The sequence below is a fragment of the Glutamicibacter nicotianae genome, from assembly GCF_002797775.1.
Lineage (GTDB): Bacteria > Actinomycetota > Actinomycetes > Actinomycetales > Micrococcaceae > Glutamicibacter > Glutamicibacter nicotianae.
Window position 1 is genome coordinate 434895 of the sequence record NZ_PGEY01000001.1, and the last position, 24320, is coordinate 459214.

Below are 24320 nucleotides of genomic sequence, written 5' to 3' on the forward strand. Positions count from 1 at the left end.
TGCACAGCCTGATCCCGCTGGATGCACGGGTGTGTGAAGAAGTGCATTGGAGCCGGATGGTGATCCGGTTCGTGCCGCCCTCGGGAGATGCCGCATCATTCGTTCAACGGCAAGAGAATCGATGGACGCATGTCGCGGATCAGCAATACCGGGTCGATATATTCTCCATCGAGGTGCACACCCCAGTGGATGCAACGGCCAGAGCAATGCGCCCCGGTTGCTGCCTGGCCCACCTTGGTGCCGGCCTCCACCCAGTCGCCCACCGAGACTTCAGCGGAAACCGGTTCGATGCTGGTCTTGAACCCGGAGCCGTGATCGATAACCAGCACAGGCCGATCCACGATCACTGAAGCAAACGAGACCCTGCCGCGCTGCGGTGCGAAAACGGCATCACCAGCGCTGGCTGCCAAGTCCACGCCTCGGTGCCCGGGAAGCCAATTTTTCTCCGGTTTGTCGAAGGGCGCCAGAATTGCCGGTTCGCCAGCCAGCGGCCAGCGCCAGCCATTGGTGGCGGCAAGTGCGGCAGGTATCTGGACTTGCTGCGGCTCGGCGTCCGTGGGCGCGGCCGGAGGAAAGCTGAAGGCCAGCAGCAGAACCTGCAATCCTGCGATGAGATACTTGATTTTCATCTTTCCAAGGTGTCCCCGGAACATGGATCATGGGCAACCGGGGGAACGAATTGTGGGCAAGGCAATGGGCTGTACATCACCGAAACCGCGGTGCGGGGCAAGGGGTTCTCTGTAGTACACTTGAAGCAGCAGTGTCCTGTCACAGGTGTGTCCAAAATTGGGTGCATCGGGCAGGAGATTGACTTCGCGTATGAGTATTCACAGCTAAATCGGCTGTGGCCTGAGGTTCCAGTGGTCCGAGAGAATCGGTGGACCGAAGTCGAGATGCCAAGCATCAATCGGTACTCATGCTAGGGCGGATATCCACAATGGCTATCTGCATCAACCCGAACAACCAAGAGCAGTTACCGCGGGCGCACGCGCGCCCGGTCCGCCACTGCTGAAAGGAGTTGCGACATGCCAGTCGTAACCATGCGAGAGCTGCTTGACAGCGGCGTCCACTTCGGCCACCAGACCCGTCGCTGGAACCCAAAGATGAAGCGCTTCATCTTCACCGAGCGCAACGGCATCTACATCATCGACCTGCAGCAGTCGCTGTCGTTCATCGACCGCGCTTACGAGTTCGTGAAGCAGACCGTTGCCCACGGCGGCACCGTACTGTTCGTCGGTACCAAGAAGCAGGCTCAGGAAGCCATTGCCGAGCAGGCTAACCGCGTTGGCCAGCCATACGTCAACCAGCGTTGGCTCGGCGGTATGCTGACCAACTTCCAGACCGTTTCCAAGCGCGTTCAGCGCATGAAGGAACTGGAAGAGATCAACTTCGAGGACGTTGCCGGCTCGGGCCACACCAAGAAGGAACTGCTGCTGCTGAAGCGCGAGCTGACCAAGCTGCAGAACAACCTCGGTGGTATCCGCAACCTGACCCGCACCCCTTCCGCTATCTGGATCGTAGACACCAAGAAGGAACACTTGGCTATCGACGAAGCCCAGAAGCTGGGCATCCCAGTTGTGGCCATCCTGGACACCAACTGCGATCCAGACGAGGTTACCTACCCAATCCCAGGCAACGACGACGCAATCCGCTCCGTCAACCTGCTGACCCGCGTTGTTGCTGACGCTGTGGCCGAAGGCCTCATCGCCAAGAACAACAAGGCTGCCGGCAAGACCGAGGGTGCTGCTGAGCCAATGGCTGAGTGGGAGCGCGAACTGCTTGAGGGCGAGAAGGCCAAGGCCGAAGCTCCAGCTGCAGACGCTGCAACCGAGGCTCCAGAAGCCAAGTAGTCACCTCCGTGACTCCAGAAGTTTGCCTGGGCGCACTAGCGTGTAGCTCGAGGTGAACTTCACCAAGTCTTGTGGGACGGGCCGGAAATCCGACCCGTCCCATAAGCAAAATAAACTTGAAACTCCTAGCTGAATGGGATTGCACGTGGCAAACTACACCGCTGCTGATATCAAGGCACTGCGCGAGCGCACTGGCGCCGGCATGATGGACGTTAAGAAGGCACTGGACGAGGCCAACGGCGACGCCGAGAAGGCCATCGAGATCATCCGTGTCAAGGGCCTGAAGGGCGCTACCAAGCGCGAAGGCCGTTCGACTGCTGAAGGCCTGGTTGCTGCCAAGGTTGAGGGCAACGTCGGCGTGATGATCGAGATCAACTGCGAGACCGACTTCGTAGCGAAGAACGACAAGTTCATCGCACTGGCCAACAAGGTTCTGGATGCCGCTGTGGCTTCCGGCGCTGCAGATGCAGAAGCACTGCTGGCTTACGAGCTGGATGGCAAGACCGTTGGCGACACCGTCATCGAAGAGGGCGCAATCCTCGGCGAGAAGGTTGTTGTACGCCGTGTTGCACGCATCGAGGGTGCCAAGGTCGCTTCGTACCTGCACAAGACCAGCAAGGACCTGCCAGCCCAGGTTGGCGTCCTGATGGCTGTTGACGCTGACAGCGAAGCTGCCGCAACCGTCGCGCACGACGTTGCAGTGCACACCGCTGCAATGGCTCCTACCTACCTGTCCCGTGAAGAGGTTCCAGCTGACAAGGTTGCCGACGAGCGCCGCATCGCTGACGAAACCGCTCGCGCAGAGGGCAAGCCAGAAGCTGCACTCACCAAGATCGTTGAAGGCCGCCTGACCGGTTTCTTCAAGGAAATCGTCCTGGTTGACCAGGCTTTCGCCAAGGACGCAAAGAAGTCCGTTGGCCAGGTCTTCGAAGAAGCTGGCACCAAGCCAGTTGCTTTCGCACGCTTCCGCGTTGGCGCCTAGGCTTTGCAGCTCTAAGCAGTAGCCATACGCATTAAGCGAACCGCGTTCGGGGCAACCTGAGCGCACAAGATCAAAGGGAGGTGGGCACCGAGAGAAAACTCGGTGACTCGCCTCCCTTTTCTTGAGCCCGGATCTCACGATAGCTTGGGATCTGGGACGTAGAACCCCCAGCTTGATTCCGACCTCCAGGAGTAAGACACCTCATGCCAAGCACCCCAGAAACCAAACGACGCCGCGTACTGCTCAAGCTCTCCGGCGAAGTATTCGGCGGCGGCAAGATCGGCGTTGACCCAGATACCGTTCGCGGCATCGCCCAGCAGATCGCCCAGACCGTTGGCGAGGTCGAGGTGGCAATCGTGGTTGGCGGCGGCAATTTCTTCCGTGGCGCGGAACTCTCCGCTTCCGGCATGGACCGCTCGCGCGCAGACTACATGGGCATGCTCGGCACCGTCATGAACTGCCTGGCGCTGCAGGACTTCCTGGAGCAGTGCGGTGTTGAAACCCGCGTCCAGTCGGCCATCGCCATGGCCCAGGTCGCCGAAAACTACATTCCGCGCCGTGCCATCCGCCACATGGAGAAGGACCGCGTCGTCATCTTCGGCGCCGGCGCCGGCTTGCCGTACTTCTCCACCGATACCGTGGCCGCGCAGCGTGCCCTGGAAGTCGATGCTGACGAAGTCCTGATGGCCAAGTCGGGGGTGGACGGCGTATACACTGCCGACCCGAAGACCGACCCAACCGCCACCAAGCTGGATACCCTGACCTACAGCGACGCCCTGGTCAAGAACATCCGCGTGATGGACCAGACCGCCATGACCATGTGCAAGGACAACAAGCTGGACATGCTGGTCTTCGGCATGGAAGGCGAAGGAAATGTGGCCGCGGCAATTCGCGGCGAGCGGATTGGCACCACCGTCACCGTCTAATCGGTGATCGTGGCTTAGGATTGAAGTAGATTTAATTTCCCGTAGCGGAAACACAGATGAAGTACTTGAGGAGTACCGGTGATTGAGGAAACGCTGGCGGATACCGCCGAAAAGATGGAACGCACCATTGAGGCCGCCAAGGAGGACTTCGCGACGATCCGTACCGGTCGTGCCCACCCAGGCATGTACTCGAAGGTCATGGTGGACTACTACGGTTCCCCAACCCCGCTGCAGCAGCTGGCTTCCTTCGCAGTGCCAGAAGCACGCACCATCACCATCACCCCATTCGATGTGACCGCTTTGCGCGAAATCGAAAAGGCTCTGGGCGATCCAGAAGTTGGCGCCAACCCATCCTCGGACGGCAAGATGATCCGCGTTGTCCTTCCGGTACTGACCGAAGAGCGCCGCAAGGAATACGTCAAGCTGGCCAAGGCCAAGGGCGAGGACGCTCGCGTTGCACTGCGCAATCACCGCCGCAAGGCCAAGGATTCCATCGACAAGTTCGTCAAGGACGGCGAAATTGGCGAGGACGAGGGTACCCGTGCAGAAAAGGACCTCGACGCGCTGACCAAGAAGCACGTTGACGCAGTCGATGAGATCTTGAAGAAAAAAGAAGCAGAGCTGCTGGAAGTCTAATGCCAGGCTCGACAGACAACACTGAGGGCAACGCTTCGGCGGTGCCCTCAGTGGCATCCGGAGAATCCCAGCCCCTGACCCGACGTGAAGCTCGCGCGCGGCGCGAAGCCGCCGCCAAGGGGAAGAAACGCGGTTTCATGAAAAACCGCGGGGCAAAGGAAGCTCCAGAACCTGCCACTGGAATCCAGGAACCGGTCAAGCCTGCACCTGCCTCTGCGGTACCCGCTCCACCGGCCATGCCAACGCCGGTATCAGCAGTGAAACCGGATGCCGGAAAAGATGGCGCATTGCCGACCCCTCAACCAGCTGCGGCTGGCAGCCAGGCAGCCGCGGAATCGACCGGCAAGGCTGATACCGCCAAGGCTGATACCGGGCAAGCGAAAGAGCGCGCCAAAGCCGCTTTCAAGGCCGACCTGTCCAAGCCGGTGAAAGCTGAGGCGCAGGCACCTGCCAAGCAGGCAGAACCAGCGAAGCCTGCACAGCCGGCGGCACCCGGAAACGACAAGACGGTTCCGGACCCCGCGGCCGAAGATGACAAGTCGAAGAAGGCAGAAACAGCCACACCGGAAGCCGCATCTGCGGCGCAGAATCCCGCGCCCGCAGACAGCAAGCTGCCTGCTCCGCCGGTATCCGATTCCACGGACCTTGCCGAGACCGGGAAACCCGACGCGGAAGAAGCAGATATCCCTGCCGAGCTGCTGATCGGAACCCCGGAACCGAAGAAGTCGCGTGCAGGGCGCAATCTGCCAGCGGCCATCGGCGTCGGCGTGCTGTTGCTCGGAGTCGTGCTGGTTGGCCTGCTGTGGTTCCACCCGTTGCTGGTCATCGCGCTGATCGCGCTCAGCTGCATTGGCTGCTGGGAGGTGGCCAGGGCTACTACCCATGCCAAGACAGCGGTACCGCAATTGCCGTTGTACCTGTCTTCGATCTTGTTGCCGGCCAGTGCCATCTGGGGCGGGGTAGAGGCACTCGGGTTCAGCTATATTGCCTGCATCCTGATCGCTTTGCTCTTCAGGCTGATGGATGGCGCCAAGGGAGCGGTGGCCTCGGTGATGAGCAGCGTGTTCATCATCAGCTGGGTGCCGCTGCTGCTGTCCTTTGCTCTGCTCATTCTCGATTCGGTCAATGGCCAGTGGCTCATCGCCACGTTGCTGCTGCTTGCGGTCGCCAATGACACCTTCGGCTACATCGTGGGCGTGCTGATCGGCAAGCATCCGATGGCGCCGAAGATTTCGCCGAAGAAGTCATGGGAAGGCTTTGCCGGATCAATGCTCGGTTCCATGGCCATCGGCGCATGCGCAATGCACTTCTGGATGGACATGCCATGGTGGACGGGTGTCATCCTGGCGTTCTTCACCACCATTGCAGCGACTACCGGCGACTTCTCGGAATCCATGGTCAAGCGCGAACTGGGCATCAAGGACATGAGCAACCTGCTTCCGGGCCATGGCGGAATCATGGACCGCTTGGACTCGGTACTGTTCGTCATTCCGCTGGGTTACGTGATTTCACATGTGCTGGCGTGGAGTGTCGCAGTCTTCTGACCGCGTCCCCGGCCCGCGACGCCAGCGGGTGTGATCCGCTACCGGAATGCACTCGCTGGTGTGGCCATCAGGCCAACTATCGGCACAAGCCAATAGAATATGAGGGGTACCGCCTGAGTGCGGTGCCCAACGGATATCTCCCTAGAGAAAAAGGAACTGTCGTGTCGCAGCAGCAAGATGCTCCGTTTTCCCGCGTACCGGACTCGGAATTCGGCTACAACGCAAAGCAAGTTGATGCGTTCCTGAGCCGTGCCCGTGCCACCTTCAACGGTGGAGGAAACGACGACAGTGTGGTCACCAGCCACCTGATCCGCCGCACCACTTTTGCACCGCAGAAGGGCGGGTACCAGGCCCGCGAAGTCGATGGCGCGCTGGACCGCTTGGAAGATGTCTTTGCCAAGCGCGAGCGTGATGACTTGATTGCCCATCAGGGCGAAGAGGTTTGGCTGCAGCAGGTTGGCCGCCTGGCCGCGATCCTGCGTGGCCGCTTGCACCGTGCCAAGGGCGAGCGTTTCCGCCGTCCTTCGCGTTCCAACGCGTCGAGCTACAACATCGAGGACGTCGATCGCCTGTGCGATCAGCTCATCGACTACTTCGAGAACGACGTGCCGATGGCCGTTGACACCGTGCGCCGCGTGGAATTCCGTTCTGCGCAGGGCACCGATGGCTACGAGGAGTCGCAGGTCGATGCGTTCCTCGACCGTGTAGTCGAGCTGATGGCTTCGATCGACTAGTCGCCGCCACCGGCTCCAAAGCCATGCCGCGGTCGGCAGCGGGAAATTCTCTCCCGTTGCCGTCCGCGGCTTTTCGCATTCATAGAGGGAAAAACCGGACAACTTAGAGGCCTGGCTGTTCGTGGTGGGCCAACCAGTCGCGCAGCATGTTCTCCAGCACCGGACGGTCGGCGGGGGAGAGCTCTTCCACGAGGCGCTTTTCGTTGCGCATGTGGGCGGCAAAGGCTTCGTCGATTTTCTCTTTGCCGGTGGCAGTCAAGGAGATCAGGCGTCCTCGACGGTCTTCACCGGACTGGGTCCGGGTGACCCAGCCATTGCCTACGAGCTTGTCCAGCCGCTTGGTCATGGCTCCGGTGGTCACCATCGTCTGCAAGGCAAGTTCGCCGGGAGTCAGGGAGAACGGTTCGCCTGCCCGCCGCAAGGTTGCCAGCACATCGAATTCGGCTTCGGTCAGCCCGTGTTCTGCATACACCGCACAGAGCTCTTCAGTGAGGTAATTGGCCAGCCGGTGAAGCCGTCCGATAATTCCCTGCGGAGCGGTGTCGAGATCCGGACGCTGTTCGGCCCACTGCTGCTGGATGCGCGAGACATGGTCATTGTGCTGCATCCCTTTATTATATCTTCCAAGGAAGCTAAAGTATCTTCCATGGAAGATACTTTAGCTTCTGCCGGAATCCGGCTGCGGACATTCGGATGGGTTGCGCTGACCGCGATTGCCCCGATCGCGTGGGGGTCCAACTACTACGTCACCAGGGAATTCCTTCCGGAAGACTCGGCGCTCTGGGGTGCGGCGATCCGCGCGTTGCCCGCAGGCCTGGTGTTGCTGGCGATATCCAGGAAACTGCCGCACGGCAGCTGGTGGTGGAAATCCGCGGTCCTGGGCATCCTGAACATCGGCGCCTTCTTCGCTCTGGTCTACGTGGTGGCGCAACTGCTGCCATCGGGTGTCGCTGCGACGACCATGGCGAGTTCCGCCGGTGTGCTCATGCTGTTCGCCTGGCTCATGCTCGGCGAGCGACCTGCACGCTGGCCGATGATTGGAGCGCTCATGGGATTCATCGGCGTGGCCGTCATGGTCTTCGATGCGCAGGGCGGCATCGATATCCGGGGCATCATCTCGTCCTTGGTCGCGATGCTCTGCTCAAGTGCCGGATTCATCTTGACCAAGCGGTGGTCGCAAGGGCTGCCGATTGTCCGGGTCGCGGCCTGGCAGCTGGTGGCCGGAGGGGCAGTCCTGGTGCCCTGCGCGCTGCTCGTGCATGGAGCGCCGCCTCAGCTTGGTATCCAGGCGGCGGCGGGCTTCGGATATGTCAGCCTCGTCGCTACCGCGGCCGCATACCTCGCCTGGTTCACCGGGCTGCGCCAACTGCCAGCATCGTCCGTGGGCCTTATCGGCCTGCTCAATCCAGTCACCGGCGTCCTGCTCGGAACCCTGCTGGCAGCCGAAAGCCTTGGGCTTCAAAGCATTTTGGGGATGGGCTTGGTGCTCGGCGGGGTCCTGCTGGGGCTGGCCAACGGCTCCCGGCGCAAACCGCTTCCCGAACCAGAGTTGCCGAGCCGCGACGCGCCTGCCGGGCAAGCGGTGAAGAGCTGCTAGAACTTCGCCCGCCAGTCCGGGACATGGAGCAGGGCCATGACGCGTTCAACGTTGGCTGGCACGCTGCGCTTGGTGCTGCGCGAAACGAAGATCATCGCCAGGAAGGCCAGCGGAACGCTCCACGCCGCGGGCTGGCGTAAGAGATGGATCCAGATCTCGTCTTCCTGGGGCAGGAAGGTGCCGATCATCAAGGACAGCCCGCAGGAAATGCCGCCGGCCAGCAGGCCGGCAATCGCACCTCGCGCGGTCAGCGAACGCCACCAGATGCCTAGTAGCAGCAGCGGGCAGATCGTCGATGCAGTGAAAGCGAAGACGTTGCCAATGGCACCGGCCAAGGCCAAGGAATTGGTCACCACCGCAATCAAGACCGGCAGTGCGGTAGCCAGAACGGTAGAGATCCTGAACCCGCGCACGGTGCCGGAAAAGAATTCCTGCGACAGAGCGCCAGCGAGGGATACCACCAACCCGGAGGTGGTGGACAGGAATGCCGCGAAGGCGCCGCCGACCACGATTGCGGTCAGCGCGTCGCCCAGGAATCCTTCGAAAAGGCGTGAGGGCAGCAACAGGATGGTGGCATCTGTTTCATTGGTGGCCCCGAGCTCCGGGGTGTACAGCAAGCCCAGGACACCCAACGTCGTGGGCAACAGGTAGAAGGCCGAGAGCAAGCACAGCACAATCACCGTGGTGGTACGCGCTGCCTGGCCCGTCGGGTTCGTGTAGAAGCGCACCAGCACATGCGGCAAGCCCAGGGTGCCGAAGAGCAGCGCCAAGATGATGGAGACCGTCTCGTAGAGATTCATCGCATTCGCGGACTCCAGCTGCGCGTACAGGGCCTGCACATGGCCGGAGGACGAATGCTCTGGGATGGCGCGCCCCAGCAAGAAGATCGTGGGGATGACCAGGGCAGCCAGCTTGAACCAGTATTGGAATGCCTGGACGAAGGTCACCGAACGCATCCCGCCGGACAGCACCGTCACGCAGACCACCGCCGCGACAATGACCGGACCGACCCAGCTGGGGAATCCGGTGGCAATGGAGAGGGTCAGGGCTGCTCCGTGCATCTGCGGAACGATATACAGCCAGCAGATCACCACCACCAGATAGGTGGTGAGCTTGCGCAACATCGGGGAGCCTTCAAAGCGGATCTGCGCAAAGTCCGGAATGGTGTAGGCCCGGGAACGCCGCAGGGGAGCTGCAACGAACAGCAGCAGCATCAAGTAGCCGGCCGTGTAGCCGATGGGGAACCACAACCCCGATTGCCCCGAGAGCACAATCAGCCCGGCAACACCCAGGAACGACGCCGCCGAAAGGTACTCGCCGCCAATCGCCGAGGCATTCCACCACGGGCGCACGGTGCGCGAAGCGACGTAGAAGTCGGACGTAGTGCGGGACAGGCGCAAGCCATGGAAGGCAATCAGCATGGTCGTCAGGCAGACCAGCACCAAGGATGAAACGGACAGCAAGCTAGCCACGGCTGATGCTCCGATACCGTTCTTCATTGCGCTCGGCGGCCCTGTTATAGAGCATTCCAGCCACGATGATCAGCGGATACATCCCGATGCCCAAAACCCACCAAGGCAGCGGCAGGCCGAGCAGGCGGATGTCCTCGAAGACCGGCCAGAAGACGAGCAGCGCGCTGATGCCGACCAGCAGCGCCAGCAGGCCCGCAGCCACGGCGCAGGCCAGCCGCAGCTGGGAACGGATCAGCTGGCGAACATAGAACTCTTCTGCCGTGTGCTCGGGGCGGGCAGGGGAGACTGTCAAGGAGGCGTCTTGCGGAGCCTGCACGCGCACACGTTGCGGACGCTGTTCAGCGAATCGTCCGGGCGTTGGGGGCTCTTGCCGGCTGCTGTCTTGGGGAATCTGTTCCACGGAAGGCCAGCTGCTTCCTACAGCGGGCGGACGCGATTGGCGGCCAGGCGCTCACGCAGGTAGGGCAATGCGCGACGGGAAATGGGAAGCTCGGTGCTGTTGACCACCACGGCGGCCTTGCCGGTTTGCAGGCGCACGGTCTCGATCTTGTCCATGCACACCAGGTAGGAGCGGTGGATCCGAACGAAGCCGGACTCGCCCCACTGCTGCTCCAGATCGTTGAGCGGAACCCGGATGAGGTAGCTCGAATCCTTGGTGTGCAATCGTGCATAGTCGCCTTGCGCCTGGACATAGGCGATGTCCGCGCGGGGAATCAGCTTGGTGATGCCGCCCTGGTCCACCGTGATCATTTCCGGCTTGGCAGGGGTATCTTCCACCAGTTCGCAGATGCGGCGCACGGATTCGGCCAGGCGCTGCGGGCGAATGGGCTTGAGCACGTAGTCGATGGCGGCCAAGTCGAAGGCCTGCAGTGCCTGGTCCTCATCGGCAGTGACAAAGACGATGAGCGGGGGATTGGCGAAGCGGGAGATGACGCGGGCGATATCCAGGCCTGACAACGCAGGCATGTGGATATCCAGGAACAGCGCGTCGACCGCATTTTCCTCCAGCGCCTTTAGCGCCGCGGCACCCGAGGTGGCGCGGTGAATTTTCCCGATGCGGGAATCCTGGCTGAGCAGAAAAGCGATCTCTTCTACCGCTGGAAGTTCATCATCGGCAACCACCACGTTAATCATGCGAAAATTCTACCGTTTATCGGGATTATCTAAACATCCGACGCAATGGCGCTGGGTGGACGGAACTTCGGGACGCGCAAGGTGATCAGCGTTCCTGCCCCCGGCGCGGTCTCGATGACCAGACCATTTGAATTGCCGTAGAGCTGGCGCATGCGCAGGTCCACGTTGCGCAGGCCCACATGCATATTCGGGGTGTCGCCGGCCAGCACGCTGGCCAGCTGCTCGGGATCCATGCCCATGCCATCATCTTCCACGCTGATCAGCGCGTGCATTCCGTCCTCGGTGGCGGTAATGGAGATGACTCCGCCATCTGGACGTGCTTCCAGGCCATGGCGCACGGCATTTTCAACCAGCGGCTGCAGGGCCAGGAACGGAATTTGCGTGGGCAGCACCTCGGGGGCGATCTGCAGGGAGACCTTGATGCGCTCGCCGAAGCGGGCCTTTTCCAGCAGCAGGTAACGGTCGATGGCTTCCAGCTCTTCGGCCAGGGTGGTGAATTCGCCGCGGCGGCGGAAGGAGTAGCGGGTGAAGTCCGCGAATTCGATGACCAGCTCGCGGGCGCGGGCAGGATCAGTGTTGATGAACGAGGCGATCGCATTCAGCGAGTTGTAGATGAAGTGCGGGGAGATCTGGGCGCGCAAGGCCCGCATCTGCGCTTCGAGCAGCATGGCCTTGGACTCATCCAGCTGCGCGGTGGAGACTTGCGCCGAAACGAAGACTGCCACCTCGGAGACGGCCCGCACAAAGCTGGCGCCTGCCCTGCGCGACAGGGCCGTCACGGTCCCGACACTCAGATCTCCTACGGTGATGGGTGCTGAAACGAAGTCCATGCCGGAAGAGCGCTCTACCTGGGTCTTGCCGGTCGCCAGCACGCTTTTCGAAACACTGGCTGCTGTCTCTTCATGCTCCGCAGTGAAATCGGCACCGGCATCGGTGGCCAGCACGTGGGTGGTGTCGGAGATCAGCAGCACCTGGCAGTTCAGCAGCCGGCGCAGCGCCTTGGCGCTTTTCGCCGCCCCGTCCTCGGTCAGGCCGCGTTCCAAATGGGGGACCGCAACCGACATGTGGTGCAGCGTCTTGTAGGTGGCTTCTTCGACGTCGGTGCCCATTTCCCGGGTGGAGCGGGAGATCTTGAAACCGAAGTAGCCGACAAGGGCGATTCCGACCAGCACGATGGCGACGATCAGGGTGACTTGCAGTGCTGGAGACATGTACCCCATCTTAGGGCCCCGCGAAATCCGTTGACCGTTCAGCGCGCCAAGGTGCGCCGTTGGGCGCAGAAAGCAGTCCGTTGAGCCACGAGCGGCACAGCCCCCCTAGCCGCCAAAGGATTAATCCCCAATAGTGAACTTAGTCACACAAGCGATGTGCGCTCAGTCACATCACCAACTCGCTCAAGGAGGGCATCATGAGTGCCAACCCGGAACACGACGTCTCTGCCGGCGTTGATTTCGTAAAGGAGAGCCAATCCGAGGAATTCCAGGAACTGCGCAAGACCCACCGCAGCTTCGTCTTCCCGATGGCCATCTTCTTCCTCGTCTGGTATTTCGCCTATGTGCTGCTGGCCGACTACTTCCATGACTTCATGTCCATCAAGGTCTTCGGCAATATCAACATGGGTATTGTTCTCGGGTTGCTGCAGTTCGTGTCGACATTCGCGATCACCGCTGCCTACGTCAGCTTCTCGAATAAGAAGCTCGACCCGAAGGCAGCCAAGATCCGTGAGCGCCTTGAGCGCGAGGGAGTGAACTAGATGAACCAGCTCAGCATCCTGGCCCAGGCCGCAGGCGAGTCGACCCAGGTCGGCAACCCCCTGGTCAATATCGCCATCTTCCTGGCCTTCGTGGGCGTCACCTTGGTGATCGTGCTCCGTGCCTCCAAGAACAACAAGACCGCAGCCGACTACTACGCCGGCGGCCGCTCCTTCAGCGGAACGCAGAACGGCACCGCCATTGCCGGAGACTACCTCTCGGCGGCATCCTTCCTGGGTATTGTCGGCGCTATCGCCATCCAGGGCTACGACGGCTTCCTCTACTCGATCGGCTTCCTGGTCGCCTGGCTGGTTGCCTTGCTGCTGGTCGCAGAGCTGCTGCGCAACACCGGCAAGTTCACCATGGCCGACGTACTGTCCTTCCGCCTCAAGCAGCGCCCGGTGCGCATCGCTGCGGCGATCTCCACCCTCGCGGTGTGCGTCTTCTACCTGCTGGCGCAGATGGCCGGCGCAGGTGCGCTGGTATCCCTGCTGCTGGGCATCGACGAGAAGTTCGGCCAGTCTCTGGTGATCGTCATCGTTGGCGCACTGATGATCCTCTACGTACTGGTAGGCGGCATGAAGGGCACCACCTGGGTGCAGATCATCAAGGCCTGCCTGCTGATCGCCGGCGCGCTGATCATGACCATGTGGACGCTGGCCATGTTCGGCTTCAACTTCTCCGAACTGCTGGGCAAGGCAGCTGAAGTGGCCGGCAACCCGGAGATCCTGAACCCGGGCATGAAGTACGGCGTTTCGGAAACCTCCAAGCTGGACTTCATCTCGCTGGCGCTGGCCCTGGTGCTGGGCACCGCAGGCCTGCCGCACGTGCTGATGCGCTTCTACACAGTTCCTACCGCCAAGGAAGCCCGCAAGTCGGTGGTCTGGGCCATCTGGCTGATCGGCGCCTTCTACCTTTTCACCCTGGTGCTGGGCTTCGGTGCCGGCGCGCTGATCGGCCCGGAGCGGATCCAGGCGGCTCCCGGTGGCGTGAACTCGGCGGCACCGCTGCTGGCCTACGAACTGGGCGGCACCGTCCTGCTGGGCCTGATTTCTGCAGTGGCCTTCGCAACCATCCTCGCGGTGGTTGCCGGCCTGACCATTACCGCAGCCGCTTCCTTCGCCCACGATGTGTACGCCTCGGTGATCGCCAAGGGCAAGTCCACCCCGGAGAAGGAAATGAAGGTGGCTCGCCGGACGGTTCTGGTGATCGGCGTCTTCGCCATCGCCGGCGGCATCGGCGCCCAGGGCCAGAATGTGGCCTTCCTGGTGGCACTGGCCTTCGCGGTCGCGGCCTCGGCAAACCTGCCGACCATCCTGTACTCGCTGTTCTGGAAGGGCTTCAAGACCCGCGGTGCAGTCTGGTCCATGTACGGCGGCCTCGGCTCGGCCCTGCTCCTGATCATCATCTCGCCGGTCTTCTCCGGTTCGGAAACCTCGATGATCCCGAGCATCGACATGGCGATCTTCCCGCTGGCCAACCCGGGCATCGTCTCGATTCCTCTGGCCTTCTTCCTGGGCTGGCTGGGCTCGGTCACCGATAAGGGTGTCGAGGACATCACCAAGCAGGCGGAAATGGAAGTCCGTTCGCTGACCGGTGTCGGTGCTGAAAAGGCTGTCGACCACTAGCCGGGAATAGCGGCAAAGCGCAAAAGCAGAGTTCCGGGAACCAGCCAGCAGGTTGGTTCCCGGAACTTTTTCGCTGCCCTGGAGCGCTATGCGTTGCCGGAGAGCGAGTGCTGGAGCAGGGCGGTGGTGCGGTAGGGGACGAGCTCGGCCATGGACAGCGCCGAATCCGCGCGATTCACCCCGTCGATATGCAGCAGCTGGCCGTGCACCCGGAACAGTTCCTCGGCGTCCTTGGCAGCTACCCGCACCAGGATGTCGGCAGAGCCGGTGAGGCCGTGCGCCTCAAGCACCTCGGGGATGGCTTCCAGCTTTGCGGCAATGTCGCCCAGGCAGCGCTGGTCGACGTGCAGCTCGACAAAGGACAGCAGCCCGTAGCCCAGGACTTCGGGCGGGATGCGGCGGTCGATGGAGTCAAGCACCTCGTTTTCCAGGCGGGTCATCCGCGTCTGCACTGTATTGCGCCCGAGGTTCAAGGCCGTGGCAATGGCTGCGCCGGTGCGCTTGGCAGCGCTGGAAAGCGCAAGCAGGATGCGCCGGTCGGTGGTGTCCAGAAGTTGCATAATGTGCACGTTAGCATCCCCCACGGCAATCAAACAGTGCGTTTTGCTCTAATTTTAAAAACACCATTGTGCATCCTGCCTTGCGTGAGTAGCATCACATTAAGCGGCGTTTGAGAATCAAAACCCGCAACCGACTACGTGAGAGTAAGGATGCCGATCGTGTCCACACAGCACATTGACGTAGCCGCCGGATGCCTACCCACGCATCAGCTGCTGAACGTCGACGGGAAACGAATCCCGGACGAAGAACTTGACCACTATCTCAAGGAACTCAAGGAAGCGGACCTTGCAGATTTCCTGCGCGACATGGTTGTCCTGCGCCGCATGGACAATGAAGCCACCGCCTTGCAACGCCAGGGCCAGCTGGGCCTGTGGGCTCCGCTGCTCGGCCAGGAGGCCGCGCAAATCGGCTCCGTGCGGGCCACCAATGACGACGACTTCATCTTCCCCTCCTACCGCGAGCATGGTGTCGCCTGGGCCAGGGGAGTGAAGGCAGAGGACCTGCTCAGCGTGTGGCGCGGAGCGCAGGCCAGCGGCTGGGATCCGAATGAAGTCAATATCGCCTGCCAGCAGATTGTCATCGGCTCGCAGGCCCTGCACGCCGCCGGGTACGGAATGGGCATCAAATTCGATGGCGGCAAGCAAGTCTCCGTAGCCTACTTCGGCGATGGCGCCACCAGCCAGGGCGACGTGAACGAAGCCATGGTCTTCGCCGCCAGCTACCAGGCGCCGGTGCTGTTCTTCTGCCAGAACAACCAGTGGGCAATCTCAGAACCTGTCGCCCTGCAAAGCCGCACCCAGATTGCCGATCGCGCCCACGGTTTCGGGCTGAAGACCTGGCGGGTGGATGGCAACGACATCCTGGCCGTCTACGCCGCCACCAAGGCCGCGCTGAACCATGCGCGCCATGGCCTGGGCCCGGCTTTCATCGAAGCGGTCACCTACCGCATGGGCTCGCACACCACCGCCGATGATCCAACCCGCTACCGCAAGAGCGAGCAGCTCGAAGAGTGGAAGGCCAAGGATCCCATCGACCGCCTGGTGAAGTACTTGCATGAGATGGGTGCCGATGTGCAGTCCTACGAGCAACGCGCGCAGAACGCCGCCGATGACCTCGCCGCGAAGCTTCGCGCGGCGATCACCAGCATGGAAGATCCCAAGGCCGAAGAGCTGTTCACCAATGTGTACGCAGAAAAGCATGAGCCAACCGAACGCGCAGCCAAGAACTACCTTGACTACTTGGCAGATTTTGAAGGTGGAGAGTAACCGTGGCAACCACCATGCTCAAGGCGCTGAACAAGTCGCTGCACGATGCGCTGGACCAGGACGAGAAGGTCATCCTGCTCGGCGAAGACATCGGAACCCTCGGCGGAGTCTTCCGGGTCACCGATGGGCTGAAATCCAAATTCGGCGAGCACCGCGTCGTCGATACCCCGCTGGCAGAATCCGGAATTGTCGGCAGCGCCATCGGCCTGGCCTATCGAGGCTATCGCCCGGTGGTGGAGATCCAGTTCGACGGCTTCACCTACCCGGCCTTCGACCAGCTGGTGTCCCAGCTGGCCAAGCTGCACTACCGTTCGCGGGGACGGGTGAAGATGCCGGTCACCGTCCGCATCCCCTATGGCGGAGGAATCGGCTCGCCGGAGCACCACTCCGAATCGCCCGAAGCCTACTTCGCCCACACAGCAGGCCTGCGGGTCTTCGCGCCATCGAGCGTCGAGGATGCCTACTCCATGCTGCGCCAGGCCATCGCTTGCGATGATCCGGTGATCTTCTTCGAGCCGAAGCGCCGCTACCACGAGAAAACCACCGCGCAACTTCTCCCCCCGGCGCCCGATGCATCGCCCAAGGCAAAGATCGTTCGCCCCGGCGAGGACGTCACCGTGGTCGGCTACGGATCCACTACCTACACCCTGGTCGATGCGGCCAAGGCCGCGGAAGATGAAGGCACCAGCCTGGAGGTCATCGACCTGCGCACGCTGGATCCGCTGGACATCGACACCGTAGCCGAGTCCGTCAAGCGCACCGGCAAGCTGGTGGTGGTCCATGAGGCCAGCCGGACCAGCGGCATTGGCGCGGAGATCTGCGCCGAAATCACCGAGCGCTGCTTCGACTACCTGGAGCATGCCCCCTTGCGCGTCACCGGATTCGACATCCCGTATCCGCCATCGCGGCTCGAAAGCCACCACCTGCCCGACTTGGATCGAGTGATGCACGCGGTCGATACCGTGATGCGCCACCACGAGGCAACCGAAGGAGCTGCCAAGTGATGACCGCCCACACCTTCAAACTCCCCGACCTCGGCGAAGGGCTCACCGAATCCGAGGTGCTGAATTGGAAGATCAAGGTTGGCGAGCATGTTGCGCTCAACCAGATCATTGCCGAGGTCGAAACCGCCAAGGCGGTCGTTGAACTTCCCTCGCCCTTTGCCGGATTCGTCCAGGCCCTGCACGCCACCGAAGGCGAAACCGTGCAGGTCGGCGGTCCGCTGGTCACTTTCGACCAGGAGCCCGGCGGTTCCGGCGAGCAGCCGGCAGCGCCTGATTCGGCGCAACAGGAGCAAAGCAAGGCCGGCGAACGCACCCCCACCCTGGTTGGCTACGGTGCGCCGGCAGATACCGGAAACCGTCCGAAGCGCAAAGCCCGCGGCTCGCGCAACCCGGAAGCTGTGCCAGCACCTGCACCAGCAGCTTCGGCACCAGTTGCATCCCAGCCGGCTGACGGGCCGGGCACCCATGAACGTGAACAGCATGCGGTGACCAGATGCACCCCGCCGGTACGCAAGCTGGCACGTGATCACGGGGTCGATATTTCGGCGCTCGCCGGCAGCGGCGAGGACGGCTTGGTGCTGCGCCGGGATGTCCAGCAGGCCATCGACTCCGCCGGTGCGATCAAGCCAGCGGCCATGGACAGCGAATCCATGTCTTCACCAGGAGCGGATCGCCATGTGAAGATCACCGCGATTCGCAGGGCCACGGCCAAGGCCATGGTGCAGTCGGCGTTTACCGCCCCGCATGCCACGGAGTTCCTCACGGTTGATGTCACCGAATCCATGGAGCTGCTGGAACGCATGCGGTCGCATCGACTGCTCAAGGATCTGAAGCTCAATATCACAACGCTGGCAGCGCTCGTAGTGACGAGACTGTTGAAGACCTATCCCGCGCTGAACTCGACGTGGGATGAAAAGGCTGACGAAATCATTGAATTCGGGTCAGTGAATCTGGGCATGGCCGTGGCAAGTGATCGTGGTCTGCTGGTTCCGGTGCTGAAAAATGCCCAAGCTAAGACGCTGCCAGTATTGGCTGCCGAACTCAGCGGCATCATTCTCCAAGGCCGCGAAGGAACATTGTCACCAGCCCAATTGACAGGTGGCACATTCTCCATCACCAACGTGGGGGTTTTCGGCGTGGATGCCGGCACCCCAATTCTGCCGCCGGGGCAGGCAGGAATTCTGGCACTAGGCCAAGTGAAGCGCAGACCTTGGGAATACCAAGACCAAGTTGCACTTCGCCATACCATGACACTGGCGTTGTCCTTCGATCACAGGGTGGTCGACGGCAAAGAAGCAAGCGAGTTCCTCGCAGGTGTCGGCTCGGTGCTGGAGGACCCCGGAATGCTGAATATTTTTATTTGATTCAAAGTAAATCATGACCGGGCTGAAGTAAATTCAGCCAGGTGAATAAACCGATTTCAAGCATTACTTTCATGACTATTCATTGGTTGTTTCGCAATGTTTGATGTAATCTCATTCACTACGTGCTATAGCTCACGCTTGACTGCACGGCTCTGCGAAATGCAGAAGCAGCAACGATCTGTTGAGGAGAAATAGGATGCGATACTCGCACGCATCTAAGGCTGTCGTTTTATCTGCAGCCTTGGCGCTGACCCTGTCCGCTTGTGGCGGCGGTTCGACCGAAACCGCCGGTGGCGAAGGTGACGGCTCGTATGTCGTAACCGCAAACACCACCGAACCGCAGAATGGCCTTCTGCCGGCTAACACCAACGAAGTTGGCGGCGGTCGCGTCATGGACCTGATCTTCACCGGCCTGGTCAGCTACGACGCCAAGGGCGCGCCGGTCAATGAACTCGCCGAGTCCATCGAAACCGAAGACTCCCAGAACTACACCATCAAGCTGAAGGCCGGACAGACCTTCTCCGATGGTTCCCCAGTAACTGCTGCTTCGTTCGTGGATGCCTGGAACTTCGGTGCCGCAGCCAAGAACGCGCAGTTGAACTCGTACTTCTTCGAGTCCATCAAGGGCTTCGATGAGGTCAACAAGGAAGGCTCCAAGAAGGAAGAGATGGAAGGCCTGAAGGTTGTGGATGACACCACCTTCACCGTCGAGCTGTCCCAGCCTGAGTCCGACTTCCCGCTGCGCCTGGGCTACACCGCATTCATGCCGTTGCCTGAAGCAGCATTCGAAGATCCAAAGGCCTTCGGTGAAAAGCCAGTTGGCAACGGCCCATACAAGCTGACCGAGTGGAACCACGACGTCAACCTGAAGCTGGAAGTCAACGAGAGCTACGACGGTCCACGCAAGGCTGCCAACGGCGGCATCGACTTCAAGGTCTACCAGTCCACCGACTCGGCCTACAGCGATCTGCAGTCCAATAACTTGGACGTGCTGGACCAGATCCCGCCAAGCTCGCTGGCTTCCTACGAGACTGACCTGGGCGACCGCTCGGTCAACTCGCCATACGCCGGCAACGCAACCATCACGATCCCGGGCTACCTGGATCACTTCAAGCAGGATGAAGAGGGCAACCTCCGCCGTGCAGCGATCTCGCGCGCCATTGACCGCCAGTTGATCATCGACAAGGTATACAACGGCGGCAAGGTCAAGGCCGATGACTTCACCGCACCCGTGCTCGAAGGCTACAGTGCTGAGGTTCCAGGCAGTGAAGTCCTCGATTTCGACGCTGCTGAAGCCAAGAAGCTGTGGGAACAGGCTGATGAAATCAGCAAGTGGGAGTCCGGCGACGAATTCTCCATCGGCTACAACGTCGATGGCGCTGGCAACAAGGAATACGTTGAAGCTGTCGTCAACCAGCTGAAGAGCAACCTGGGCATCAATGCAGTCGCTCAGCCATTCTCGTCCTTCAAGGAATTGCGCGAGAAGGTGACCAGCTACAAGATGACCGGCGCATTCCGTACCGGTTGGCAGGCCGACTACCCATCGCTGTACAACTTCCTTGGGCCACTATTCGGCACCGGGGCCGGTTCTAACGATGGCAAGTACTCCAGCAAGGAATTCGACGACAAGCTGGCCGAAGGCTTGGCCGCCACGGATCCTGCTGAAGGCGCGAAGATCTTCAACGAAGCACAGGAGATCTTGTTCAAGGATCTGCCGGCCATCCCGCTGTGGTACCAGGCAGTCCAGGGTGGTTGGAGCGAGAACGTGGATAACGTCGAGTTCGGGTGGAACGGTGTTCCGATGTACCAGCAAATCACTGGCAAATAAGTTCCCTTCGGCTTCAGGCCTAGACAGGTCGAATAGAAGCTGAAAACGCGTTAAGGGAGACCCGAGGAAAACAGGGTCTCCCTTTGGCGTGTTTGTCCTGCCTCGCAAAAATACACGTCGAATTATTTATCGACGGAAAGAGGATGAAAATGGCCCTGTGCCCTCACGCGTCTCGAGGTGAGATGCAAGCATGTTAAGTTTTACCCTGAAGCGAATCGCGCAGCTGATCCCGGTGTTCATCGGAGCAACGCTGCTGGTGTACTTCCTGGTTTTCGCCACTCCTGGTGATCCGATCTCCGCGCTGTCCGGTGGCAAGCCCATGAGCGATGCCACCAAAGCGGCCCTGACCGCACAGTACAACCTGGACAAGCCGTTCTGGGTTCAATATGGCCTGTATCTGAAGAACCTGGTGACTCTGGACCTGGGAACCTCGTTCTCCGGACAGGAAGTCAGGGACATGCTTGCACGAGCATTCCCGGTCACGGCACGCTTGGCAATCCTCGCATTGCTGATTGAAGCCGTATTCGGCATCATCCTCGGCGTTATTGCTGGTATGCGCAAGGGCAAGCTCTTCGACTCGACCGTTTTGGTTGCGTCGCTGCTGGTTATCGCAGTTCCAACTTTCGTACTGGGCTTCCTGCTGCAGTACGTGGTCGGTGTAAAGCTCGAATGGGCCAAGCCTACAGTTTCCGGCGCGGCAACCTGGGGCGAATTGATCCTGCCCGCATTGGTCCTCGGCTTGGTATCCCTGGCCTACGTGCTGCGCCTGACGCGTACCTCCGTCATTGAGAACAAGACCGCTGACTACGTGCGCACCGCAACCGCCAAGGGCCTGAGTCGCAACCGCGTGGTTACCGTGCACATTCTGCGCAACTCACTGATCCCCGTGGTGACTTACCTGGGTGCTGATTTGGGTGCGCTGATGGGTGGCGCGATTGTCACCGAAGGCATCTTCAACGTCCCGGGTGTCGGCCACTTGCTCTATCAGGCAATCCAGAAGGGCGAAACCCCGACGGTGGTTGCAATCGTAGGCGTTCTGGTGATCGTCTTCGTACTCGCCAACCTGATCGTGGATATGCTGTACGCACTGCTTGACCCAAGGATCCGTTATGCCTGAGAACCAGAACTTTAATCCCGAAGACGGTTTGCCCATCCGCAGCAACCGCGCCGGCAAGGTTTCCAAGTACAAGATCGAGCACTACGTTGCTCCGCTGGACGAGACTCCGCTGCAGGCGGTGGACTCGGTCAAGGAAACCGGCAAGCCATTGTCAATGTGGGCCGAAGCGTGGCGGTCCCTGCGTAAGCAGCCGCTATTCATCATCTCCGCAATTATGATCATTGCTGTCATGGTTGTCGCTGCCTTCCCGCAGCTCTTCACATCGATTGATCCGTCTGGCAACCAAGCGTGTCTTTTGGAGAATTCCAATGAGCCAGCTCGCCCAGGGCACCTCATGGGATTCAACCTCCAAGGCTGCGATATTTATGCACGTACCATTTACGGCACGCGCGCCTCGCTGCTGGTAGGCCTCTTCACTACAATCATCGTGGTCGTGCTCGGCGGCGTCATCGGCGCGCTGGCAGGCTACTACGGTGGCTGGGTCGACACGATCCTGGCTCGCCTGGGCGACATCTTCTTCGCCCTGCCCCTGATTTTGGGCGCCATCATCGTAATGCAGCTTCCGGCATTCCGCGAGAACCGAAGCGTCTGGACGGTGATCGTCACGCTGGCGATCTTCGGCTGGCCGCAGCTGGCACGCATTACCCGCGGCGCCGTGATCGAGGCCCGCAATGCGGACTTCGTGAAGGCCTCGCGTGCCCTGGGCCTGTCCAAATTCAACGCGTTGGTCAAGCACGTGATCCCGAACTCCTTGGCGCCGATCATCGTCGTTGCCACGGTGAACCTCGGCGTGTACATCGTGGCCGAAGCCACGCTGTCCTTCCTGGGCGTCGGACTTCCACCGGACATCATGAGCTGGGGCAACGACATTTCGTCGGCACAGACCCAGCTGCGCAACAACCCGACCATGCTGATGTGGCCAGCACTGTTCCTTTCGGTGACGGTATTGAGCTTCATCATGCTCGGCGATGCAGTGCGCGACGCACTGGATCCGAAGGCCCGGAAGGGAGCCTAAGCAATGACTCAGAGTGCAACTCCCAAGCCGCTGCTGGAAGTCAAGGACCTGGCGATCACCTTCTCCACTCCTGACGGTCCGGTGCACGCTGTCCGCGACGCGAACTTCACCGTGATGCCCGGCGAAACCGTGGCCATCGTAGGCGAGTCCGGTTCGGGCAAGTCCACCTCGGCACTGGCCGCTATTGGCCTGCTGGCCGGCAACGGCAAGGTTTCCTCCGGCCAGATTCTCTTTGACGGCGAAGACATTGCCCAGGCCAGCGAAAAGCGTTTCGTAGAGCTGCGCGGTAACCATATCGGCATGGTTCCGCAGGACCCGATGTCCAATCTGAACCCGGTCTGGAAGATCGGATTCCAGGTCAAGGAAACCCTGAAGGCCAACGGCTTGGCGGGGGACAACCCCAAGAAGCGTGTGGCCCAGGTGTTGGCTGATGCCGGTCTGCCCGACCCGGAGACCCGTGCCGGCCAGTACCCGCACGAATTCTCCGGTGGCATGCGCCAGCGTGCGCTGATCGCCATTGGCCTGGCATGCCGTCCGCGCCTGCTGATTGCAGATGAGCCAACCAGCGCGTTGGATGTCACCGTGCAGCAGCAGATCCTGGACCACCTGGACACCATGACCAGTGAACTGGGCACCGCGGTGCTGCTGATTACCCACGATCTGGGCCTGGCAGCAGAGCGTGCCGAAAAGGTCGTCGTGATGTACAAGGGACGCGTCGTCGAATACGGCCCGGCGCTGGAGATCCTGCGCAACCCGCAGCACCCGTACACCCAGCGCCTGATCAATTCGGCTCCGTCGCTGTCTGCGCAGCGCGGTGACAAGCACGAAGCCATTGTGGACGAGATTGAGCCGGGCAAGGCTGAACCGCTGCTGAAGGTCAGCAACCTGACGAAGGTCTTCGATATCCGCAAGGGCTTCGGCAAGAAGGAGAAGTTCACCGCGGTGGACAACGTTTCCTTCGAGATCCCCCGGGGCACCACGACTGCCGTGGTGGGCGAGTCAGGTTCAGGCAAGTCGACCATCGCCCAGATGGTGCTGAACCTGCTGGACAAGACCGAGGGCGAGATCATCTTTGATGGCGAGCAGATCGGCAACCTGAGCGAGAAGCACTTGTTCAAGTACCGCCGGCGTGTGCAGCCGATCTTCCAGGACCCGTACGGTTCCCTGGACCCGATGTACTCGATTTACCGGACGATCGAAGAGCCGCTGCGCATTCACGGCATTGGCAATGCAGCATCGCGGGAGAAGAAGGTCAAGGAGCTGCTGGAGCAGGTCTCCATGCCGGCTTCCACAATGCACCGCTTCCCGAATGAGCTGTCCGGCGGGCAGCGCCAGCGCATCGCCATCGCGCGTGCCCTGGCCCTGCAGCCGGAAATGATCGTGTGCGATGAGGCTGTTTCCGCGTTGGACGTGCTGGTCCAGGCCCAGGTGCTGGAGCTGCTCGATGAACTGCAGCGCGAGATGGGCCTCACCTACCTGTTCATTACCCACGACCTGGCCGTGGTTCGCCAGATTGCAGACAACGTCTGCGTGATGGAACACGGCAAGATCGTAGAGCAGGGAACGACGGACGAGATTTTCGATATGCCAAAGAGCGCTTACACCCGCAATCTGCTGGCTGCTATTCCAGGTGCTTCACTGATCTAGCAGCTCCGGAACCAACTGAGTGGGCCGGTGAAACCGAAAGGTTTCACCGGCCCATTCGGCGCTTAATGTAAGCTCAAACAGCGTCATATTCAACGAATATTTCAGATTTAATGAAACTGAAACAAACGTTGCAAAAATGTTATAAATCACTCCGTGAGTCAACATGCGTGAAACAGTTGCCCGATTGATTTTTCCCAATCTGAAAGAAATCCTTGAAATCTCGGGGATGTGAGGTGCGTCTCGAAAACTGGCGAGTAACAAGCGC

23 protein-coding genes are annotated in these 24320 nt (G+C 60.8%); 16 read left to right on the forward strand and 7 right to left on the reverse strand.

Going from position 1 to position 24320, the window contains the following annotated elements; genetic code table 11:
* Positions 1 to 95: 95 nt before the first annotated feature.
* A complete protein-coding gene (locus ATK23_RS01955) occupies positions 96 to 629 on the reverse strand; it encodes a M23 family metallopeptidase (protein WP_083515489.1) in 534 nt (177 codons plus the stop codon).
* Between the two features lie 396 nt (positions 630 to 1025).
* On the opposite strand from ATK23_RS01955, the gene rpsB reads away from it, so the two are divergent.
* The 6 genes from rpsB to ATK23_RS01985 all read left to right on the forward strand — a co-directional run bounded on the left by rpsB (position 1026) and on the right by ATK23_RS01985 (position 6672).
* Positions 1026 to 1850 carry a 30S ribosomal protein S2 gene (gene rpsB / locus ATK23_RS01960; protein WP_038989721.1) on the forward strand — a complete coding sequence of 275 codons (825 nt, stop codon included), beginning with the start codon at positions 1026 to 1028 and terminating at the stop codon, positions 1848 to 1850.
* Positions 1851 to 1995: 145 nt separating this feature from the next.
* Complete coding sequence (gene tsf / locus ATK23_RS01965) at positions 1996 to 2832, forward strand: translation elongation factor Ts (protein WP_038990119.1); 837 nt, start codon at positions 1996 to 1998, stop codon at positions 2830 to 2832.
* A 203-nt stretch (positions 2833 to 3035) separates the two neighbouring features.
* Positions 3036 to 3758, forward strand: coding sequence for a UMP kinase (gene pyrH / locus ATK23_RS01970; protein ID WP_038989720.1), 723 nt, complete (start codon positions 3036 to 3038; stop codon positions 3756 to 3758).
* Positions 3759 to 3836: 78 nt separating this feature from the next.
* A complete protein-coding gene (frr, locus tag ATK23_RS01975) occupies positions 3837 to 4394 on the forward strand; it encodes a ribosome recycling factor (RefSeq protein ID WP_038989719.1) in 558 nt (185 codons plus the stop codon).
* On the forward strand, positions 4394 to 5938 hold the full coding sequence (locus ATK23_RS01980; RefSeq protein WP_245858280.1) for a phosphatidate cytidylyltransferase: 1545 nt from the start codon (positions 4394 to 4396) through the stop codon (positions 5936 to 5938). The genes frr and ATK23_RS01980 overlap by 1 nt, the downstream gene beginning before the upstream one ends.
* A gap of 161 nt (positions 5939 to 6099) precedes the next feature.
* Positions 6100 to 6672, forward strand: coding sequence for a DivIVA domain-containing protein (locus ATK23_RS01985; protein WP_038989718.1), 573 nt, complete (start codon positions 6100 to 6102; stop codon positions 6670 to 6672).
* A gap of 103 nt (positions 6673 to 6775) precedes the next feature.
* On the opposite strand, the gene ATK23_RS01990 is transcribed toward ATK23_RS01985, so the two are convergent.
* On the reverse strand, positions 6776 to 7279 hold the full coding sequence (locus ATK23_RS01990; RefSeq protein ID WP_066139376.1) for a MarR family winged helix-turn-helix transcriptional regulator: 504 nt from the start codon (positions 7277 to 7279) through the stop codon (positions 6776 to 6778).
* 39 nt (positions 7280 to 7318) lie between these two features.
* On the opposite strand from ATK23_RS01990, the gene ATK23_RS01995 reads away from it, so the two are divergent.
* Positions 7319 to 8269: a DMT family transporter gene (locus ATK23_RS01995; protein ID WP_066139373.1), complete on the forward strand. Its 951-nt coding sequence runs from the start codon at positions 7319 to 7321 to the stop codon at positions 8267 to 8269.
* Here ATK23_RS01995 and ATK23_RS02000 read toward each other — a convergent pair.
* The 4 genes from ATK23_RS02000 to ATK23_RS02015 are packed head-to-tail and all read right to left on the reverse strand — an operon-like array spanning position 8266 to position 12086.
* Positions 8266 to 9741, reverse strand: a complete 1476-nt coding sequence (locus ATK23_RS02000; protein WP_407645286.1) for a sodium/solute symporter — start codon at positions 9739 to 9741, stop codon at positions 8266 to 8268. The genes ATK23_RS01995 and ATK23_RS02000 overlap by 4 nt on opposite strands.
* Positions 9734 to 10141, reverse strand: coding sequence for a hypothetical protein (locus ATK23_RS02005; protein ID WP_052253504.1), 408 nt, complete (start codon positions 10139 to 10141; stop codon positions 9734 to 9736). The genes ATK23_RS02000 and ATK23_RS02005 overlap by 8 nt, the downstream gene beginning before the upstream one ends.
* 17 nt (positions 10142 to 10158) lie before the next feature.
* Entirely contained in the window at positions 10159 to 10875 is a 717-nt protein-coding gene (locus ATK23_RS02010; RefSeq protein WP_066139367.1) for a LytR/AlgR family response regulator transcription factor, read from the reverse strand.
* Between the two features lie 29 nt (positions 10876 to 10904).
* Positions 10905 to 12086, reverse strand: a complete 1182-nt coding sequence (locus ATK23_RS02015; protein ID WP_066139365.1) for a sensor histidine kinase — start codon at positions 12084 to 12086, stop codon at positions 10905 to 10907.
* A 197-nt stretch (positions 12087 to 12283) separates the two neighbouring features.
* Between ATK23_RS02015 and ATK23_RS02020 the strand changes: the two genes are divergently transcribed.
* Both ATK23_RS02020 and ATK23_RS02025 read left to right on the forward strand, forming a co-directional pair.
* Positions 12284 to 12628, forward strand: coding sequence for a DUF485 domain-containing protein (locus tag ATK23_RS02020; protein WP_066139362.1), 345 nt, complete (start codon positions 12284 to 12286; stop codon positions 12626 to 12628).
* A complete protein-coding gene (locus ATK23_RS02025; protein WP_066139357.1) occupies positions 12629 to 14254 on the forward strand; it encodes a monocarboxylic acid transporter in 1626 nt (541 codons plus the stop codon).
* Between the two features lie 86 nt (positions 14255 to 14340).
* Here the strand turns inward: ATK23_RS02025 and ATK23_RS02030 are convergent, their stop codons facing one another.
* The gene (locus ATK23_RS02030) at positions 14341 to 14814 is read right to left on the reverse strand and encodes an Lrp/AsnC family transcriptional regulator (protein ID WP_038989709.1); all 474 of its coding nucleotides are present in this window, start codon (positions 14812 to 14814) and stop codon (positions 14341 to 14343) included.
* A gap of 150 nt (positions 14815 to 14964) precedes the next feature.
* On the opposite strand from ATK23_RS02030, the gene pdhA reads away from it, so the two are divergent.
* The 7 genes from pdhA (at position 14965) to ATK23_RS02065 (ending at position 24055) form a co-directional block, all read left to right on the forward strand.
* A complete protein-coding gene (pdhA, locus tag ATK23_RS02035; protein ID WP_066139355.1) occupies positions 14965 to 16080 on the forward strand; it encodes a pyruvate dehydrogenase (acetyl-transferring) E1 component subunit alpha in 1116 nt (371 codons plus the stop codon).
* 14 nt (positions 16081 to 16094) lie between these two features.
* Positions 16095 to 17084, forward strand: a complete 990-nt coding sequence (locus ATK23_RS02040; RefSeq protein WP_066140302.1) for an alpha-ketoacid dehydrogenase subunit beta — start codon at positions 16095 to 16097, stop codon at positions 17082 to 17084.
* Positions 17084 to 18448, forward strand: a complete 1365-nt coding sequence (locus tag ATK23_RS02045; protein WP_066139348.1) for a dihydrolipoamide acetyltransferase family protein — start codon at positions 17084 to 17086, stop codon at positions 18446 to 18448. The genes ATK23_RS02040 and ATK23_RS02045 overlap by 1 nt, the downstream gene beginning before the upstream one ends.
* Positions 18449 to 18644: 196 nt before the next feature.
* Complete coding sequence (locus ATK23_RS02050) at positions 18645 to 20276, forward strand: peptide ABC transporter substrate-binding protein (RefSeq protein WP_066139346.1); 1632 nt, start codon at positions 18645 to 18647, stop codon at positions 20274 to 20276.
* 190 nt (positions 20277 to 20466) lie between these two features.
* Positions 20467 to 21393 (forward strand): ABC transporter permease, encoded by a 927-nt coding sequence (locus tag ATK23_RS02055; protein WP_066139343.1) that lies wholly within the window; start codon positions 20467 to 20469, stop codon positions 21391 to 21393.
* The gene (locus tag ATK23_RS02060; protein ID WP_174520602.1) at positions 21386 to 22408 is read left to right on the forward strand and encodes an ABC transporter permease; all 1023 of its coding nucleotides are present in this window, start codon (positions 21386 to 21388) and stop codon (positions 22406 to 22408) included. Before ATK23_RS02055 ends, ATK23_RS02060 begins: the two co-directional genes overlap by 8 nt.
* A gap of 3 nt (positions 22409 to 22411) precedes the next feature.
* Positions 22412 to 24055, forward strand: a complete 1644-nt coding sequence (locus tag ATK23_RS02065; protein WP_066139341.1) for an ABC transporter ATP-binding protein — start codon at positions 22412 to 22414, stop codon at positions 24053 to 24055.
* The last annotated feature ends 265 nt before the right edge of the window (positions 24056 to 24320 follow it).

Excerpts from the sequence above, each read along its gene's own strand:
- pyrH (WP_038989720.1), top strand. The coding sequence starts at position 3,036 with ATGCCAAGCACCCCAGAAACCAAACGACGCCGCGTACTGCTCAAGCTC.
- ATK23_RS01980 (WP_245858280.1), top strand. The coding sequence starts at position 4,394 with ATGCCAGGCTCGACAGACAACACTGAGGGCAACGCTTCGGCGGTGCCC.
- ATK23_RS02020 (WP_066139362.1), top strand. The coding sequence starts at position 12,284 with ATGAGTGCCAACCCGGAACACGACGTCTCTGCCGGCGTTGATTTCGTA.
- ATK23_RS02065 (WP_066139341.1), top strand. The coding sequence starts at position 22,412 with ATGACTCAGAGTGCAACTCCCAAGCCGCTGCTGGAAGTCAAGGACCTG.
- ATK23_RS02060 (WP_174520602.1), top strand. The coding sequence starts at position 21,386 with ATGCCTGAGAACCAGAACTTTAATCCCGAAGACGGTTTGCCCATCCGC.
- ATK23_RS02030 (WP_038989709.1), bottom strand. The coding sequence starts at position 14,814 with ATGCAACTTCTGGACACCACCGACCGGCGCATCCTGCTTGCGCTTTCC.
- ATK23_RS02025 (WP_066139357.1), top strand. The coding sequence starts at position 12,629 with ATGAACCAGCTCAGCATCCTGGCCCAGGCCGCAGGCGAGTCGACCCAG.
- rpsB (WP_038989721.1), top strand. The coding sequence starts at position 1,026 with ATGCCAGTCGTAACCATGCGAGAGCTGCTTGACAGCGGCGTCCACTTC.
- pdhA (WP_066139355.1), top strand. The coding sequence starts at position 14,965 with ATGCCGATCGTGTCCACACAGCACATTGACGTAGCCGCCGGATGCCTA.
- ATK23_RS01995 (WP_066139373.1), top strand. The coding sequence starts at position 7,319 with ATGGAAGATACTTTAGCTTCTGCCGGAATCCGGCTGCGGACATTCGGA.
- ATK23_RS01955 (WP_083515489.1), bottom strand. The coding sequence starts at position 629 with ATGAAAATCAAGTATCTCATCGCAGGATTGCAGGTTCTGCTGCTGGCC.
- ATK23_RS02015 (WP_066139365.1), bottom strand. The coding sequence starts at position 12,086 with ATGTCTCCAGCACTGCAAGTCACCCTGATCGTCGCCATCGTGCTGGTC.
- ATK23_RS02045 (WP_066139348.1), top strand. The coding sequence starts at position 17,084 with ATGACCGCCCACACCTTCAAACTCCCCGACCTCGGCGAAGGGCTCACC.
- ATK23_RS01990 (WP_066139376.1), bottom strand. The coding sequence starts at position 7,279 with ATGCAGCACAATGACCATGTCTCGCGCATCCAGCAGCAGTGGGCCGAA.
- ATK23_RS02010 (WP_066139367.1), bottom strand. The coding sequence starts at position 10,875 with ATGATTAACGTGGTGGTTGCCGATGATGAACTTCCAGCGGTAGAAGAG.
- ATK23_RS02040 (WP_066140302.1), top strand. The coding sequence starts at position 16,095 with ATGCTCAAGGCGCTGAACAAGTCGCTGCACGATGCGCTGGACCAGGAC.
- ATK23_RS02055 (WP_066139343.1), top strand. The coding sequence starts at position 20,467 with ATGTTAAGTTTTACCCTGAAGCGAATCGCGCAGCTGATCCCGGTGTTC.
- ATK23_RS02050 (WP_066139346.1), top strand. The coding sequence starts at position 18,645 with ATGCGATACTCGCACGCATCTAAGGCTGTCGTTTTATCTGCAGCCTTG.